This window comes from Chloroflexota bacterium, from assembly GCA_026710945.1.
GTDB lineage: Bacteria > Chloroflexota > UBA11872 > VXOZ01 > VXOZ01 > VXOZ01.
Genome location: JAPOQA010000009.1, coordinates 1 through 15,339 on the forward strand (window position 1 = coordinate 1; position 15,339 = coordinate 15,339).

Here is a 15,339-nt window from a genome sequence, read left to right on the forward strand (position 1 = left end):
GTCGTCGTCTTTGACGAAGTCGTCGTCTTTGACGAAGTCGTCGTCTTTGACGAAGTCGTCGTCTTTGACGAAGTCGTCGTCTTTGACGAAGTCGTCGTCTTTGACGAAGTCGTCGTCTTTGACGAAGTCGTCGTCTTTGACGAAGTCGCTGATTACGACAAGGTCGCCGTCTAGTGCCTCCCGACCTCTTTGAATACCTCTTCGCGGCCCCCGGGCCGCCGGGATCATTCTATCGCGAAATCGCGCCCCTGCTTACGATAGGGTTTGGCTCCGGTCTGGGGATTTCATTCGTCTATTACCTTATTAGCGGAATGCTCTTCGGCAGCAGCCCACTTCGACGCCTGGCCGTACGGGTAGTATTGCTAACCAGCATGGTTATCAACGGCCTGGGGCTGGTGGCAGTATTCTTGCGTCAGGCAGGATGGGGCATCCTTTCCTTCCGATTCGTGCTCGTCCTCATTGCGTTCGTGCAAATCTACATCTTGGTCAGGACATTTTGGTACCTCTTCCGCGTGTTGCCCGCCAAGATAGCTGAATCGGCAGAAAACCGGAACAAGAAAAAGGGTGGGAGTAAACGAAAGCGGGCGCCACGACGCAAGAAACGCTAGCGCCGATTCCCACGTGCAGGTGCAGACCGGAGGCAGTTCCGTTTGACGGTCTACGGCCGAAAAGGCATCTCAGCCATCGCCGCTGAGAGACGCTCGAAGGTTTCTTCCAGCGTCTCGGGAATTACCCGCGTGCCGGAAAATACCGTCATGAAACTCGTGTCGCCCTCCCAGCGCGGCACGATGTGCATGTGGACGTGGTCGAGGATGCCCGCACCGGCCGCGGAGCCCAAGTTCATGCCGACATTTACCGCATGGGGGCGAAACGTGCTCCGCAAGAGCCGCACGCCGTAGCGGACGACGTGCATGACGTTCGCGCTCTCCTCTGCCGATAGGTCGTTCAGGTCGCCGACGTGCCGGAACGGCACCACGAGGAGGTGTCCGTTATTATAGGGGTAGCGATTGAAGACTATGAAGCACGCCTCATTGCGGTGCAGCACGAGATTGGCCTTGTCGTCAAGCCCTTCGCTCGCCAAACAGAACACGCACCGGTCGTTTGGCTGCTTCTCTCGTTCCAGGTATTCCTTACGCCACGGTGACCACAGAATATCCATCAACGTCCTTAACGGATGACGCGACTCATCTCTTGCCCACGCTCCGCGCCGGCTGCGCGGCGATTGACGTTGCCCTCGATCCCAACCAGGTACGCCGATTGCATGACTACATGGTGCTGCTCTTGGGACAGCGCGGGCAAGTAAATCTTACTGGAATCCGCGATCTCGCGCAGGCAGAGCGGCTGCTTCTACTGGAGTCTATTGCTGCCGCAATTGCCTTGCCAATCCTGCGTGCACCTCCCTGTGGCACTGTGGCGCTCCGGCTCTTGGACGTTGGCACCGGCGGCGGTATTCCGGGAATACCTTTGGCAATTGCCTTTCCACATCTCTCAGTCACGCTGATCGAAGCGACACGCAAAAAGGTGGACTTTCTGGGGCACGCCGTGCGATCGCTGGGCCTCAAGAACGTAGAAGCGCTGTGGGGACGAGCGGAAGAACAAGGTCACGTGGCGGCGCATCGTGAGCAGTATGACGTGGTTACGGTGCGGGGTGTGGGCGGACTTGCTACGGTGACCGAACTGGCACTGCCGTTCTGTGCGTTGGGCGGGACGCTATTAGTCTACAAGTCTTTACCGCTAGACTCTGAAATTCAAGCGGCAATGCACGCGATAAACGTACTTGGCGGAAGCCTGCCGCGCGTTACGCCGTTCAATCTGCCTGAATTGCCCCAGCAGCACTGTGCAGTGACCCTAAGTAAGACCGCAGGCACGCCACAGCAGTATCCGCGCCGTGACGGTCTGCCTGCCCGGCGCCCACTCGCAGAATCCTAGATCTACCAAGTCACACGCAGCGCCGTCGCGATTCTCCATGGGATGCTCAGGAGACTGCGGGTCGCTTGGATAGTGGCGGCAGTTTGTTGCTGCATGCGCATGCAACAACTGCACGTCTTGCTCACAGAAGTTCCGCCGCCGCACTGTCTACGAGCACAGTGACGTGGCGGTGGAGTTGGAGGAAAGAGGCAGGAACCTGCGGCGTAAGCGGGCCGGCAATGGCCCGGTGGACTGCCTGTGCTTTGGTGGCGCCGCTTGCCAAGAGCAGAATGCGCTCGGCCTTGAAAATCGTCCCCATGCCCATCGTTATGGCACGGCTGGGGAATTCACTGAGGCGGGCAAAGTGGCGCGGATCAGTTTCGCTCCAGTATTCGAACGCCAGACGGCGGGTCTCAACACTGAGGCGCGCCACGTGGACGTTCGCGCGCAACTCGAGCCCCGGTTCATTGAAGCCCACATGCCCGTTCAGGCCGATCCCCAGCACCGCTAGATCGAGGTATCCCGCGCCCGCAATGGCATTCTCATAGGTATGGCATTCGACGTGCGGTTCCGGTGCGGCGCCATTGGGAATATGCACTTGATTCGGCTGCAGGTCTATGTGACTCAAGAAATGGTCCCGCATGTAGGTGTGGTAACTTGCGGGGTGTTCCGGCGACAGGCCAAGGTATTCATCGAGATTGAATGTTCGCACTCGTGAGAAGCCAACGTTGCCACGTCGATGCGCCGCCACAAGCTGCCGGTACATTCCTATGGGTGTTGCGCCCGTGGGCAGCCCCAGCACCAGGTCCGGTTTCTCGCCAATAGCCTTACAGACGGTTTCCGCCGCACGCAGACTCAGGTCTTCGTACGACGGCACCGTAACGACTTCCATTTGCCTCCCTTTCTTGTCCGCGCCCATTATACACAGTTGCGTGCCTAACAAGCGGCAGCCCCACATGCGGCTAACGCGTTGCCCATTAGGACAAGTATGGTGCTCCGCAGTATACTTGCAGGCAAATCAACGCCAATGCTATTCGCCCGTGATGGCAAGGTGAAAGACTATGAATATCCGTCCTGACGAACTTTTCGCTCACATTAATTCGGAAGAGTTGGTGGCACTTGCCGCCGGCCTCGCGCGAATTCCCAGTGAGATTCCCAACGAAGGCGCAATCGCTGAGTTTCTTGCTGCCGAGATGCGCAAGTCCGGCGCTTTCGATGAAGTGCATATGCAAGATGTCGTAGCGGGCCGGCCCAACGTCATCGGCATCGTGCGGGGCAGCGGCGGTGGCCCGAATCTGCTGCTCAACGGCCACATCGATACCGGCGCGCCTGCAGGCGACTGGTCACGTGACCCCTACGACGCGTACGAGGAAGACGGGTATCTCTACGGGTTCGGGCTTACGGACATGAAAGGCGCGGTCGCCTGCTTGGTAAAGGCAGCCGAAGCGGTTGCGCGCGCTGACGTGCGCCCGACGGGGGACCTAGTTGTTACCGCTGTGGTGCACCATGACGTGTGCGGCTTGGGCACGAAGTTCTTTCTCGAGTCGAATGATCGGCCGTTCGCAATGTGCATCAACGGCGAACCGACCGGACTGCGCCTCCAGCTCGCTCACGGCGGCGCCTGGCAGTTCGAATTGACGACCCACGGAATCGCCGAGCACATTAGCCGCCGCGATGGTGGCGTGGATGCCACCAAGAAGATGATTAAACTGCTTGCCGCCTTGGACGAGAGCGCACTGACGTTTGATCCCGCCCAAGCCTTGGAAGGACTGCCCCGCCTCGTCGTCGGCCAAATCAACGGAGGAACCGCAGCTTCACGCACTGCCGACCGTTGCACTGCCCGCGGCGATGTACGCATCGTACCCGGCATGACCGCCGAGTCCTTGACCGCTGATTTCAGGCAGGTGATGGCGGAGGTCGCTAAAGACGATCCGGAGTTTCGCGCCGATCTCCGCACCTTGGTGTACCAGCGCCCATTTCGCATTGAACCCGACGCCTCGGTTGTGGCGCTTACGGCCCAGGCACACCGCGACGTAAATGGAGCAGAGCCCGAGACCTCAACCGGACTTCCGGTGTGCAGCTACGTCACGGACTCCTCCGACATCGTGCGTCACGGAATCCCAACCGTAGTCTACGGCCCCAGCAATTGGCGCATGGTGCCGGACGAACGCATCAGCATCGCGGAAATGGTAGCCGCCACAAAAGTCTACGCCCTTGCCGCGGCCCGAGTTGTCACAGGTCAATATTCTGATTAGGCCAATCCAAACCTAATCGCCTCCAGAGTTACTCTGGAGGCGATTAGGTAGCCCAGCCGCTCTGAACATGCGGGTATTCTGCCGTCATCTGGAAGCCGCTTCTTCCCCACGTACGTTGCGGACTATGACTCGCTTCCATTGGTGCGCGGTTGGTTGGGAGCGGAGTCAACAATTCCGCTCAGACCTCCCGCCAACGTCGCCAGCTCCATGGGGAAGATCCACTTGGTGGAAGGACTTTCGGCCATGTTCTGCAGCGTTTGCAGGTACTGTATGAGCATTGTGTTGGAATCCACCGTTTGCGCGATTTGGAAGACATGGTTGATTGCGGTTGCGTAGCCCTCAGCGCGCAGCGATTGTGCCTGTTTCTCCGCCTCTGCACGCAGGATTGTGGCCTGCCGATCGCCTTCCGCCTTTAGGATTTCAGACTGCTTGGCGCCTTCTGCCACCAGGATCGCCGACTGCTTCTGACCGCCGGCCTCCGTGACCATGGCGCGCCGGTTGCGTTCGGCGGACATCTGGCGGTTCATAGCGTCCTGCACGTCGCGCGGCGGCAGGATTTCGCGAATCTCCACCGTCGTAACCTTCACGCCCCAACGCGCGGTCACTTCATCGAGCTTCGCACGGAGGATGTTGTTAATCTGCTCACGCTTCGCGAGCACGTCGTCCAGGGAAATATCGCCAATCACGGCGCGTAGGGTAGTAGTGGCAATACCTTGCGAGGCTCCCGCAAAGTTCGCTACCTGCACGACACTATCGGTGGGTTCCGTAACCTTCCAATAGATGAGAAAGTCGATGAGAATTGGGGCGTTATCTGAGGTAATGCAGCTCTGTTGCGGAATCTCGAGAAACTGCTCGCGCAGGTCGACGCGGACCGGCCGGTCGATGATCGGCCAGAGCCAGACGATCCCCGGCCCTCGCGGTTCGGACATCACGCGTCCCAGCCGAAAGACCACCAGCCGCTCATATTCCGCCACAATCTTGATGGCAGAATATAATAGCCAAAGTAAGAGAACTACCAGGACTACAATCAGAACTATGAGTTGACCATCCATTACACGTTACCTTCTCTTTTGCGCACACTACATCCCGCTGATGCCCAGCCTGCCGCGCGGCTGCACCTCCTTTGTCCAAACCGGCCTGCCCCCGGCTACGTCGAAATCGCTGGAATCTCCGGCGCCGGCCCTACAACCAGTGCCAATCCGTCTACGTCGTAAACCCAAATCTGATCCCCCTCCTGGACGGACGTGCCCATCGTTCTCGCCGACCACTCCTCACCGGCAACCCGCACAACACCCTCCGGGTCCAACGCCGTCAACGCCAGTCCTTCCTGCCCGACTATGCGCCGCTGGCCGCGGAATTGCTGGGGTTCATTCTGTGACTGTGCGGCAATTCTCAGCAGCAGAAGGAGAAAGGCCACGGTGAGCGCTACCATGAAGCCAAGTACCCATGGCGACACAAAGAACGGACCGCTAAACGGCGAGGTAAGCGGTTGATAAAGCAGGAGCGTCCCAAGCACGAGTGTGACTACACCGCCGAATCCAAGCACACCCAGGCCGGGATTCTGGGCCTCGAATGCAATCAATGCAGCGGCAACCAACAGGAGCGCCACGCCGCCCCAGTAGATGGGCAGGGTGCCAAACGCCACTAATGCCAGAACGATGGCAATTGCTCCTACGACTGCCGGAACTATCGCCCCCGGGCTATAAAGCTCCGCAATTACAGCGTACAGTCCAATTAAGAAGAGCAAGTAAGCGGTATTGGGGTTGAAAATGAACTTGAGCACTTGCTCCGCAAAATTGTGTTCCATCTCCCGCAATGGCGCGCCTGCTACGACCAGCGTGCGCGTCCACGAGGGCGTTTGCACCTGGCGGCCGTCAAGCTTTGCGATAAGGTCGGGCAAATCTTGCGCAATCAGGTCTACGACATCCGACTTCACCGCTTCCTCTGCAGTCATCGTCTGACTGGAGCGAACCGCCTGCTCTGCCCACTCGGCGTTCCGCTCCCGCAATTCTGCCAGACTGCGGATATATGCCACTGCCTCGTTCGTCACCTTGTCATTCATGTCGCCCATGATCTGCCCGCCGCCAGCGGAGACCGGGTGGGCAGCGCCAATGTCAGTGCCCGGAGCCATTACGGCCACGTGCGCCGCCATCGCCAAGAATACGCCGGCACTCGCAGCCCGGCCTCCCTGCGGATAGACGAATACGACCACCAGCACAGGCGACATGAGCATGTCCTGCACCATCGCCCGCATTGAGGAATCCAGACCACCGGGGGTATCGAGGAGGACGATGAGCACTTCCGCCTGGTCGGCAACGGCGCGATCGACCGCGCGGGCGAAGAGCTGCTCAGAGGCAGGGTCGATGGCGCCGGAAATCCTCACGGTGTCCACCGTGCCCACGCGCTCTTGGGCAAGGGCCCCTTCAACCGATAGGAGGCCCGCAACTAGCACGATGATGCCCAGCAGTACTCTACGCATCGCCACTCCTCCCCAACCTTTAACTTCATTATACTCCCGCCCAATGGCTAACGAACCCCTTTTCGCTCCACCTGTGGCAGCAAGCTTGCCCGCTCTTGCTGCCTCACTACCTATCTGTCACGATGGAAGGGAGATTGGACTGCCGGCAGGGATTCCAATGTCTGGGCTCCGCCTGTTGCAAACGACCAGTCCTTAAACCACATGCCTTCTACTGCTTTGATCAGAAAGATTAGATATGACTAACCGTTTGGCGGAAGAGACAAGTCCCTATCTATTGCAGCACGCCGACAACCCGGTGCATTGGTACGCGTGGGGAGAGGAAGCGCTCACGGCCGCCAAGGAATTGGAGCGTCCGATTCTTCTTTCCATCGGCTATTCGTCGTGCCACTGGTGCCACGTCATGGCACACGAGTCCTTTGAGGACACTCAGACCGCCGGTTTCATGAACGAGCACTTTATCAATATCAAAGTAGACCGAGAAGAACGCCCCGACCTGGATGACATTTACATGAAGGCCGTGCAAGGCCTCACCGGACAGGGCGGCTGGCCCCTTACTGTATTCCTCACCCCGGATGGCAAGCCCTTCTTCGGCGGCACCTACTTTCCGCCCGCGGCCCGTATGAACATGCCGTCCTTTCGGCAGGTGATGGAAGCCGTCATCGATGCGTGGCAGCAGCGCCGCCAGCAGGTTGAAGAACAATCGGAGAAGCTGCGGGACTTCATTGCCGAGCACACGGCCTTCGACCTCTCACCGTCCGTGCTGACCCTTACAACGATAAGAGAAGCCGGCGAGTCAATCCAGGCCAACTTCGATCCCATCCACGGCGGCTTTGGCGCGGCGCCAAAGTTTCCCCAGGCCATGTCGCTGGACTTTCTCCTACGCCGGTATCACCGCACACAGGACCTCAGCCTGCTCAACGCCATCACAAAGACGCTGGATAGCATGGCGTACGGCGGGATCTACGACCAAATTGGCGGCGGCTTTCACCGCTACTCGGTGGATGAACGCTGGTTGGTGCCGCACTTTGAAAAGATGCTCTACGACAACGCCCTGCTGAGCCGACTTTACCTCGATGCGTTCATGCGCACGCAGAATCCCCTTTACAAACGCGTCGCCTGCGAGACGCTGGACTACGTGCGCCGTGAGATGACGGATTCTGCCGGTGGGTTCTTTTCAGCCCAGGACGCCGATAGCGAGGGCGAGGAAGGCAAGTTCTACGTCTGGTCGCCTGATGAGATCGAAGCGGCACTGGGCGCGGAAGATGCCCGGCTCTTCTGCAGCTACTACGGCGTGACGTCTGAAGGCAATTTCGAGAGTAAGAACATTCTCTTTCTCAGCCCCAGTTCGGAAGCCGAACGCTCAGAAGAAGAGGTTGACCATATTCGCAACGTCCTGAACCCGAAACTCCTGAAGGCACGTGGAGAACGCATATGGCCGGAGACCGACACGAAGGTGATTGCCGGCTGGAACGGCTTGATGCTGCAGTCATTTGCCCAAGCCGCCCGTCAGTTGGGCCGACCCACCGACCTTGCAGTGGCGATCGCAAATGGCGAATTCCTCCTGGAAACCATGGTGGAGGATGGCCGTTTGGCTCACACGTACACGCCAGGCAAGGCCGCTGGTCTCGGGTTCTTGGAGGACTACGGAAGCGTGGCCGTCGGCTTCTTCGCTCTCTATGAAGCCACGTTTAGCACAAAGTGGTTCAGCGCCGCCCGCAGTCTTTGCGATACCGTCTTGCGGGAGTTCCATGACGGCAGCGGCGCCTTTTTCGATACGTCAACGCGGCACGAGGAACTCATCGTGCGTCCCCGCAACCTTTTCGATAACGCGGTGCCCTCCGGTACTTCCCTTGCCTGTGAAGCTCTGCTGCGGCTCCACGCCTACACCGGCGATAGTTCATACCTTGAACCGGTGGAGACAACGCTGCGCTTGCAGGCGGGAGCGTTGGCAAAAGCGCCGAGCGCCTTCGGACAGATGCTCTGCGTGGCCGATAGTTTTCTCGCGCCGCTGAAAGAAGTCGCCATCGTCGGTGAACCCGCGGCGCACGACACACAGGCGCTTCTGCAGAGCATCAACGACCAGTACGCGCCGGAGGTTGTGCTCGCCTTGGGAAGCCCTGAAAACGCTGCTGCCGCAGCTACCGTTCCATTGCTTGCGGAACGGAGTCAACTTGACGGCCAAGCGACGGCCTATGTTTGCCGCCAATTCGTGTGCAGGCGTCCCACCAGCGACCCGGCAGAATTACGTTCTCAGGTAGCAGCGCCGTAGGCCCTCTTCAGGCTCCCCTATACGCACGGACCTACGATAGATATAGGGGCACGACATGCCGTGCTCCTACCGAATGTGACGTGCCGTTCAGTTCCGTCATTCCGGCGAAAGTTGGAATCCAGATGCCTCAAATTGGGAAAATATCCTCGCCCGTCATTTTCGCAAAAGAGGGTGCCCATCTTTGTCTCACAGTCAGCAATTCTTCTTCGGCGAAGCAGCGCAATTGCCATGGGCCCTACATCATACTGCGCGCGACGTTCCCTCCGTAGGCAGACTCACCGCGCACGAGAAGCCTATAGGGATCCTGCACCCCGGCGAGTTCATCCACACTGACGTACCCCATCGTCATGCTCGTACGCGTGCCGGCGGTCACATTCGTGCCAACGCGGTGAAAAATCTGGCTGTCGATAACGGCCAGGCCGCCGGCCGGGCTCGGCACCGGAACTTCCTGTCTAATGATCTCGTCAGTTATGACGTCTTCGACGCTCGATTTCGTGCCGATATTCTGAATCCAATTGAAGAGGTGGGTCCCGGGCACAACGTGGGTGCAGCCGTTGTCGACGGTGGCTTCTTCCACGTAGAACAACACCGTTACGATATCGCGCGTCCACTGGAGCACGTCGCGGTGCAGCTCCGTGCGACCGCGTGACGGGGGATTGAGCGTGGCATGGTTATGCCGGTTTGTAATGATCTCGATGTTTGGACCCAAGAGCGACTCCAAGGAGTCGAGCACAAGCGGGCTGGTCGCGACTTCTCGAAAGATCGGGTCACGATCGAGAACCTGTGAGAGCCGGATCACGTCTCCATTCTTATCGCGGACGTAAGGCTCAACCTCATTCCCTACATCCTTTTGGATGGCTTCCTTGAGGCGTGCCACTGTCGCGTCGGACATGCGACCCGGCAGACGCAGGAAGCCATTGTGGCGGAAGAGCTTAACTTGATCGTCAGAAAGCGCCATGCTTGCACTCCTCTAGGTACTTGACTCGACGTTAGCAGTATTATCTATGTTACACAGGCACAATGATACGCTTCATTCCACTAACGCGCACCTGTACCGCCAAGCCGCGTACGATGCGTGCACACCTCAACCCATTCGATTGAAATGAAACCACCCGCCCTGCGGAATGGCAGGGCGGGTGGTAATTCGCGCTGAACAAGCTTGGCTCGACTGTAATTTACCCGTCGATGCGGGCCTTCCACTCGTCGAGTATGGCCTGCATGTCGTGCTCGGCTGACGCCAAGCCTTCCTGCGGCGTCACCTTGCCCGAGGTCACGTCGTCGACCAACGGGATCCGCCAGCGGCGGCGCAAGGCTTCGGCTCCGGGTATACCCACGTTGCCCACGCGGTGCGGAATCATCTCATTCTGCAACAGCAGGAATGGGTCATTCTCGTGGAATTCCTCCGAGTGGGTTACGTCAATGCGAATAGGAATTCGGTCGTAGCGTTTGGCGAATAGGAGGTTCCACTCGGGTCGGGCCCCGAACTCAATGAACGCCCAGCCGCCGTCCGGGTTGGCAGCACTATTGCCAATGTGCCAGGTGTGCGTGCCACCCCAGGTCGCGTGCTTATCAGTCTCACGCGGACGCGGATACGGCATGAAGTGGAACGTGAGGTCCGGCGCATTCACGCGCAGCCACTCGCCGCGCTCAGCATACGTCGCCCAGTAATTGGCGATCCGGCCGTCATTGAAGTGGACGTTGGACCGAATGCCCTGGCCTCTAAGCTGCTGGACATTATCCCAGCCGCCCTGGAGATCGAAAATCTTCTTCAGCCACGTGAGCGCCTCCACGGCCTCAGGGCTATTGATCGTGACCGTCCAGCGGTCCTCGCTAAAGCGCGAGCCACCGAGTTGGGTCAGGGGAACAATCCACTCGTTGTGGCCGCCGCTGCCCCAGAACGGCGCATAGCCAGAAACGGTGAGCTTGCCGCCCGCATCCACCTTGGACGTCTTGGTAACTACCTCTTCCATCTCGTCCCAGTATTGGGGCGGATTCTCCGGATCGAGCCCCGCTTCCAGGTAGCTCTCCGTCCGCATGTACATGACACGCAGGTCGGGTGAATAGGAGAAGCCGTAGAGCTTGCCGTCCCAGTAATTCTCTTGGAAAAGAGATCCCCAGAACGCGCTCATGTCAACGCTGGACGCCTTGACGCGCGGCAAGAGGTCGGTTGCCACACCGGTGAGACCCCACTCCGGCGAGAACCAGTCGCCACCTGAGGCAACGTCCGGCGAAGAGCCTGCCGCAGCCGCGGTCGCAATGGTGTTCCACAGACTGGCCGGCGTGGAACCCACAACGCGGACTTTGTTGTCGTATGCCTCGCGGAACGCATTGGAAATTTCGCCACCCGTGTCGGTGCCAAAGTCGTACTTGGTGGGACTCCAGACCGTCACCACGCCTTCAACTGCGCCAGGCTCCGTCATGGCTTCAGGCGCTTTGGCTTCCGGCTCGGCATCATCGGCCGCCGGAGCTGCCGATGGCTGCACACCGCAGGCTGCAGCCAAGAGCGTAGTGGCGCCAATTCCTGTTGCCGCCAGGAAACCGCGTCGCGAAATGTGCGCTGCTTTCACTGTGCCCCTCCTTGCTTAAGGGTCTACTTTTTCACCGACACAACAGTACCACTCTAGTGAGGATGTAGTCAATAACCTTGCGCATACACTGCATCAAGATCTCAACGCGCTTTCCATGTCATAGTTGATTGCCGGCTACCGTGCACGCACGTGTGCTACGAGCTGGTGAGATGCCTAGGTATGTACCCACAAACGTACCATTGGTATAATGTCTCTGATATCCCCCGAACACTCATGGACCAGCCAGGGCTTATGCGGAAACTATTCAGCAATCAAGAGCGGCGGTTTGGCTTTTTGCCGGGACGGCAACAGCAGCCTGAGCTACCTGATGAACTTTGGGAAAAGTGCGCTGGCTGCGGCGAGATGATCTATGCGGCAGAATTCGAGCAAAGTGCTCATGTCTGTCCAAAGTGCGATCACCATGCCCGCCTGAGTGCTCGCAAGCGTGTCGCCTACCTTCTCGACGAGGGCTCTTTTGCCGAACGCGACAATGAAATGCGCTCGCGTGACATTCTGGGCTTCGAGCGGCCAGACCGCAGCTACGAACAAAAGCTTGCAGATGAAGCGGACAAAGCCGGCATTCCGGAATCAGTAGTCTACGGTACCGGCACGGTACGAGGCGAAGACGTGGTGCTGGCCGTCATTGACACAAATTTCTTCATGGCGACAATGGGCTCGGTGGTCGGCGAGAAGATTACCCGGGCAATCGAGCTCGCCACGGTGACGCGCACGCCGTTGATCATCGTATCGGCATCCGCCGGCGCACGCATGGAAGAAGGCATGTTTTCCCTCATGCAGATGGCAAAGACCTCCGCCGCCTTGACACGGCTGCACGAGGCGCGCGTACTCTACGTCTCGATCCTTACCGATCCCACGCTTGCGGGTGTCACCGCCAGTTTTGCGACGCTTGCCGACGTGATTGTCGCCGAGCCGCAGGCCACAATTGGCTTTACCGGTCCGCGCCTCATTGAACAGATTACGCACGCCAAGTTGCCGGCAGGGACACACTCGGCAGAATTCATGCTCGAGCGCGGCATGGTGGACTGTATTGTGCCGCGGGCAGACCTGCGGCGTACGCTCGCCCGCTTGATAGGCCTATACTCCCACCAGACATTGGACCCCCGCACCGACGTTGTGCCGCCGACAAACGGCAGCACTCAAGCGGAGACTGTTTCCTAGCCATGGCATACGAATTCGAACAAGCACTTGTGGACCTGCGCGAACGCATCGACTCAATGGAAGCCGATCTCAAGAACGGTGCTCCGGCCGACGCGGCGCAAGAGGTAAAGGAGCTCCGCACCGAGCTAGAGCGTCAGACCGTTGATGTCTTCGCGAATCTCTCGCCGTGGGACCGGGTGCAGCTTGCCCGCCATTCGCAGCGACCGCGGTCACTGGATTTCATCCGCTACGCGTTTTCCGACTTTGTGGAACTCCACGGTGATCGCCACTACGGTGACGATCTGGCGATAGTCGGCGGTCCTGCCCGCCTTGGCGACACGCCGGTTATGGTAGTAGGACATCAAAAGGGCAAGGACGCCAAAGACAACCAGCAACGAAACTTTGGCATGGCGCACCCGGAAGGCTTCCGCAAGGCGCGGCGACTCATGCTGCAGGCGGAGAAGTTTCGGCTGCCGCTCTTCACGTTTCTCGATATTCCCGGCGCCAGTCCGTTTCTGGCTGATGAGGAGCGCGGCCAAGCGTGGGCCATTGCCGAAAACCTGCTGACGATGAGCCAATTGCGGACGCCAATCATCGTTACCGTCATTGGAGAGGGCGGCAGCGGCGGGGCCTTGGCGCTCGGCATCGGTGACCGCGTGCTCATGCTGGAATTCAGCATGTATTCGGTCGCCTCACCGGAAGGGGCAGCTTCCATTGTCTGGAAGGATTCCAAGTTTGCGCCGGAAGCGGCTGGCTCCCTGAAGCCATTTGCCAAGGACTTGGCAAAACTCGGCATTATCCACCGCATCGTACCGGAACCGGTCGGCGGCGCCCACGTGGACCCGCGCGATGCAGCACAAACGCTTAAGTCCGCCCTGGTAGAAGAGCTAACCGCGCTTCAGGAGCTCCCGCTCCCCAGTCTCATAGACCGGCGCTACGAGTTCTATCGCTCGCTCGGCGTTGTGATTCCGTAGCAGGGCCAACCGCACTCTCGCCGGACGCCCGGCTCTCGAGCCGGAATTACCCTGCGCGAAAACCTGCTCTACACGCCGAATCTCCCCCGCCGACTGCTAGCCCGGCTGCGGCGATTCGCCGTGACAGTTCTGGGGGTCTCCCTCTAACGGACTCTGGGGCCGGCTACTGCGGGTGCGACAGCTTACCTACAGCTTAGATTCTCCGGTCGAACCGATGCCATCCCGCCATGTCTGATCCAACCAACGCCGCAAGGCTAATTGGGCGGCTTACCCAGTTCCCAACGCAGCGCACCTTCCAGGGCAGGCTCCTCCCAGCGGAATCCTAACGCATCGAGACGGGCGGGAACCGCCGCCTGCCCTTTGAGAATGAGTTGCTCCCCCATCTCTCCGTACAAGGCACTGATCGCAAAACTCGGCACCCGCGCGAATGCAGGTCGCCGCAGCACAGCCGCCAGGGTGTGGGTAAGCTCCCGGTTGGTGGCCGGCTTGGGGGCCACCACGTTGATGGGTCCTAGCGCCTCCTCGGAACACATCAGGAAGTAGAGCGCGCCTATCGCGTCATCCATTCCGATCCAACTCATCGGCTGATTACCGCTACCAACTACCCCGCCTGCCCCCATGCGAAACAGCGGCAACAATCGCTTAAGCAGTCCGCCCTGTGGGCTGAGAACCGCACCCAAGCGTGCATGTGCCACACGGATGCCCACATCCCTCGCCGGAGCGGCGGCATGCTCCCATGCTTCAGTCAGCTCCGCCAAGAATCCCTTTCCCACCGGCGCAGACTCGTCAACCTGATCCGCCGTGTCGCCGTAGTAGCCAACTGCTGATGCCGCCACCAAGACCGCCGGAGGCTGCGACAGTCCGGCCAAAGCGCCGCACAATATTTCCGTGGCCTGAACGCGACTCTGCCAGATCCTGCCGCGCCGCGCCGCGGTCCAGCGCCCAGCACCAATATTCTCACCCGCCAGGTGGATTACTGCGTCAAAGCCCTCCAGAGCCGACGCATCAATCTTCCCTGCGGCGGGGTCCCAGAAAATCTCAGCCGGCGCCGCGGCCGACCTACGTACCAGCCTGCACACCTCATGGCCCCCACTTTCAAGAAACGGGACGAGCGTGGCGCCAATCAAACCGGACGCGCCCGAAACCAGTACTCGCTGCGGACTACCCGGACCGTGGGAAAGCCGGGCGAGATCCCGCCGTGACCGTTCTGGTGTCATATCAAAGGCCTATTCTACTTTTCGTTGCGATGTCGCGCGACCAACGAGAGCCACCGTCCTGCTCGGTAAATCTTCGGTCCGGCCAGTCATCTCAGACTGCGACTCCACGGTCATCCGGTTGCCGAACTCTTGGGGAGAATCGTAGTCTTCTTATTCCAGCGCAAAAGGAATGCAAAGCGGACCGACGCGGAACTGTCTTTCCCGCCATACCCAAGCCTCTTCCACGCCATGGGGAATTGTATTTGACCGTTCGCAAACTTCCACTTTGGACATAGCTATAGGGCATTGCTCCGGAGAGCAACCGTCCCAAGAAGCGCCCATCTCTTCCTGTCCAGCGGCCAGTCTAGGTGCGAACCCACACCAAGCCCAAGATCGCTGCCTAAGCCTTTTGCAGCGCGCTCACCTTGTTAGAATTGTGCCCCCCCCCCCCCCCCCCCCCCCCACGCGCCCCCACCGTGCACAACCACACACACGCCACCCACGCCAACCAATTACATCACTGTCTCTCAAAC

13 protein-coding genes are annotated in these 15,339 nt (G+C 59.4%); 6 read left to right on the top strand and 7 right to left on the bottom strand.

The annotated features are described in order from the left end of the window. The first annotated feature begins 173 nt into the window (after nt 1-173). Nucleotides 174-608: a hypothetical protein gene (locus OXE05_01270; GenBank protein ID MCY4435946.1), complete on the top strand. Its 435-nt coding sequence runs from the start codon at nt 174-176 to the stop codon at nt 606-608. A 50-nt stretch (nt 609-658) separates the two neighbouring features. On the opposite strand, the gene OXE05_01275 is transcribed toward OXE05_01270, so the two are convergent. After that, on the bottom strand, nt 659-1,159 hold the full coding sequence (locus tag OXE05_01275; GenBank protein ID MCY4435947.1) for an HIT domain-containing protein: 501 nt from the start codon (nt 1,157-1,159) through the stop codon (nt 659-661). On the opposite strand from OXE05_01275, the gene rsmG reads away from it, so the two are divergent. Beyond that, nucleotides 1,141-1,929 (top strand): 16S rRNA (guanine(527)-N(7))-methyltransferase RsmG, encoded by a 789-nt coding sequence (gene rsmG, locus OXE05_01280; GenBank protein MCY4435948.1) that lies wholly within the window; start codon nt 1,141-1,143, stop codon nt 1,927-1,929. The genes OXE05_01275 and rsmG overlap by 19 nt on opposite strands. Nucleotides 1,930-2,050: 121 nt before the next feature. Here rsmG and nagB read toward each other — a convergent pair whose 3' ends face one another. Further along, nucleotides 2,051-2,800, bottom strand: a complete 750-nt coding sequence (nagB, locus tag OXE05_01285; GenBank protein ID MCY4435949.1) for a glucosamine-6-phosphate deaminase — start codon at nt 2,798-2,800, stop codon at nt 2,051-2,053. Between the two features lie 169 nt (nt 2,801-2,969). Here nagB and OXE05_01290 point away from each other — a divergent pair, with 169 nt between their 5' ends. After that, nucleotides 2,970-4,163, top strand: coding sequence for a M20/M25/M40 family metallo-hydrolase (locus tag OXE05_01290; GenBank protein ID MCY4435950.1), 1,194 nt, complete (start codon nt 2,970-2,972; stop codon nt 4,161-4,163). 122 nt (nt 4,164-4,285) lie between these two features. On the opposite strand, the gene OXE05_01295 is transcribed toward OXE05_01290, so the two are convergent. Together OXE05_01295 and OXE05_01300 are read right to left on the bottom strand one after the other, a co-directional pair. Continuing rightward, nucleotides 4,286-5,215 carry an SPFH/Band 7/PHB domain protein gene (locus OXE05_01295; protein ID MCY4435951.1) on the bottom strand — a complete coding sequence of 310 codons (930 nt, stop codon included), beginning with the start codon at nt 5,213-5,215 and terminating at the stop codon, nt 4,286-4,288. 95 nt (nt 5,216-5,310) lie between these two features. After that, nucleotides 5,311-6,642, bottom strand: a complete 1,332-nt coding sequence (locus OXE05_01300; protein ID MCY4435952.1) for a nodulation protein NfeD — start codon at nt 6,640-6,642, stop codon at nt 5,311-5,313. Nucleotides 6,643-6,877: 235 nt separating this feature from the next. Between OXE05_01300 and OXE05_01305 the strand changes: the two genes are divergently transcribed. Then, the gene (locus OXE05_01305; GenBank protein MCY4435953.1) at nt 6,878-8,911 is read left to right on the top strand and encodes a thioredoxin domain-containing protein; all 2,034 of its coding nucleotides are present in this window, start codon (nt 6,878-6,880) and stop codon (nt 8,909-8,911) included. Nucleotides 8,912-9,146: 235 nt separating this feature from the next. Here OXE05_01305 and OXE05_01310 read toward each other — a convergent pair whose 3' ends face one another. Together OXE05_01310 and OXE05_01315 are read right to left on the bottom strand one after the other, a co-directional pair. Continuing rightward, nucleotides 9,147-9,869, bottom strand: coding sequence for a phytanoyl-CoA dioxygenase family protein (locus OXE05_01310; GenBank protein MCY4435954.1), 723 nt, complete (start codon nt 9,867-9,869; stop codon nt 9,147-9,149). 217 nt (nt 9,870-10,086) lie between these two features. Further along, nucleotides 10,087-11,478 (bottom strand): extracellular solute-binding protein, encoded by a 1,392-nt coding sequence (locus tag OXE05_01315; protein MCY4435955.1) that lies wholly within the window; start codon nt 11,476-11,478, stop codon nt 10,087-10,089. A gap of 252 nt (nt 11,479-11,730) precedes the next feature. Here OXE05_01315 and accD point away from each other — a divergent pair, with 252 nt between their 5' ends. Both accD and OXE05_01325 read left to right on the top strand, forming a co-directional pair. After that, a complete protein-coding gene (gene accD, locus OXE05_01320) occupies nt 11,731-12,657 on the top strand; it encodes an acetyl-CoA carboxylase, carboxyltransferase subunit beta (GenBank protein MCY4435956.1) in 927 nt (308 codons plus the stop codon). Nucleotides 12,658-12,659: 2 nt separating this feature from the next. Next, nucleotides 12,660-13,610, top strand: coding sequence for an acetyl-CoA carboxylase carboxyltransferase subunit alpha (locus OXE05_01325; GenBank protein ID MCY4435957.1), 951 nt, complete (start codon nt 12,660-12,662; stop codon nt 13,608-13,610). A gap of 254 nt (nt 13,611-13,864) precedes the next feature. Here OXE05_01325 and OXE05_01330 read toward each other — a convergent pair whose 3' ends face one another. Next, on the bottom strand, nt 13,865-14,827 hold the full coding sequence (locus OXE05_01330; protein ID MCY4435958.1) for a TIGR01777 family oxidoreductase: 963 nt from the start codon (nt 14,825-14,827) through the stop codon (nt 13,865-13,867). Nucleotides 14,828-15,339 lie beyond the last annotated feature (512 nt).

Coding starts and splice junctions, on each gene's coding strand:
- OXE05_01295 (MCY4435951.1), bottom strand. CDS start 5,215: ATGGATGGTCAACTCATAGTTCTGATTGTAGTCCTGGTAGTTCTCTTA.
- OXE05_01310 (MCY4435954.1), bottom strand. CDS start 9,869: ATGGCGCTTTCTGACGATCAAGTTAAGCTCTTCCGCCACAATGGCTTC.
- OXE05_01330 (MCY4435958.1), bottom strand. CDS start 14,827: ATGACACCAGAACGGTCACGGCGGGATCTCGCCCGGCTTTCCCACGGT.
- OXE05_01275 (MCY4435947.1), bottom strand. CDS start 1,159: ATGGATATTCTGTGGTCACCGTGGCGTAAGGAATACCTGGAACGAGAG.
- OXE05_01300 (MCY4435952.1), bottom strand. CDS start 6,642: ATGCGTAGAGTACTGCTGGGCATCATCGTGCTAGTTGCGGGCCTCCTA.
- OXE05_01305 (MCY4435953.1), top strand. CDS start 6,878: ATGACTAACCGTTTGGCGGAAGAGACAAGTCCCTATCTATTGCAGCAC.
- nagB (MCY4435949.1), bottom strand. CDS start 2,800: ATGGAAGTCGTTACGGTGCCGTCGTACGAAGACCTGAGTCTGCGTGCG.
- OXE05_01325 (MCY4435957.1), top strand. CDS start 12,660: ATGGCATACGAATTCGAACAAGCACTTGTGGACCTGCGCGAACGCATC.
- accD (MCY4435956.1), top strand. CDS start 11,731: ATGCGGAAACTATTCAGCAATCAAGAGCGGCGGTTTGGCTTTTTGCCG.
- OXE05_01290 (MCY4435950.1), top strand. CDS start 2,970: ATGAATATCCGTCCTGACGAACTTTTCGCTCACATTAATTCGGAAGAG.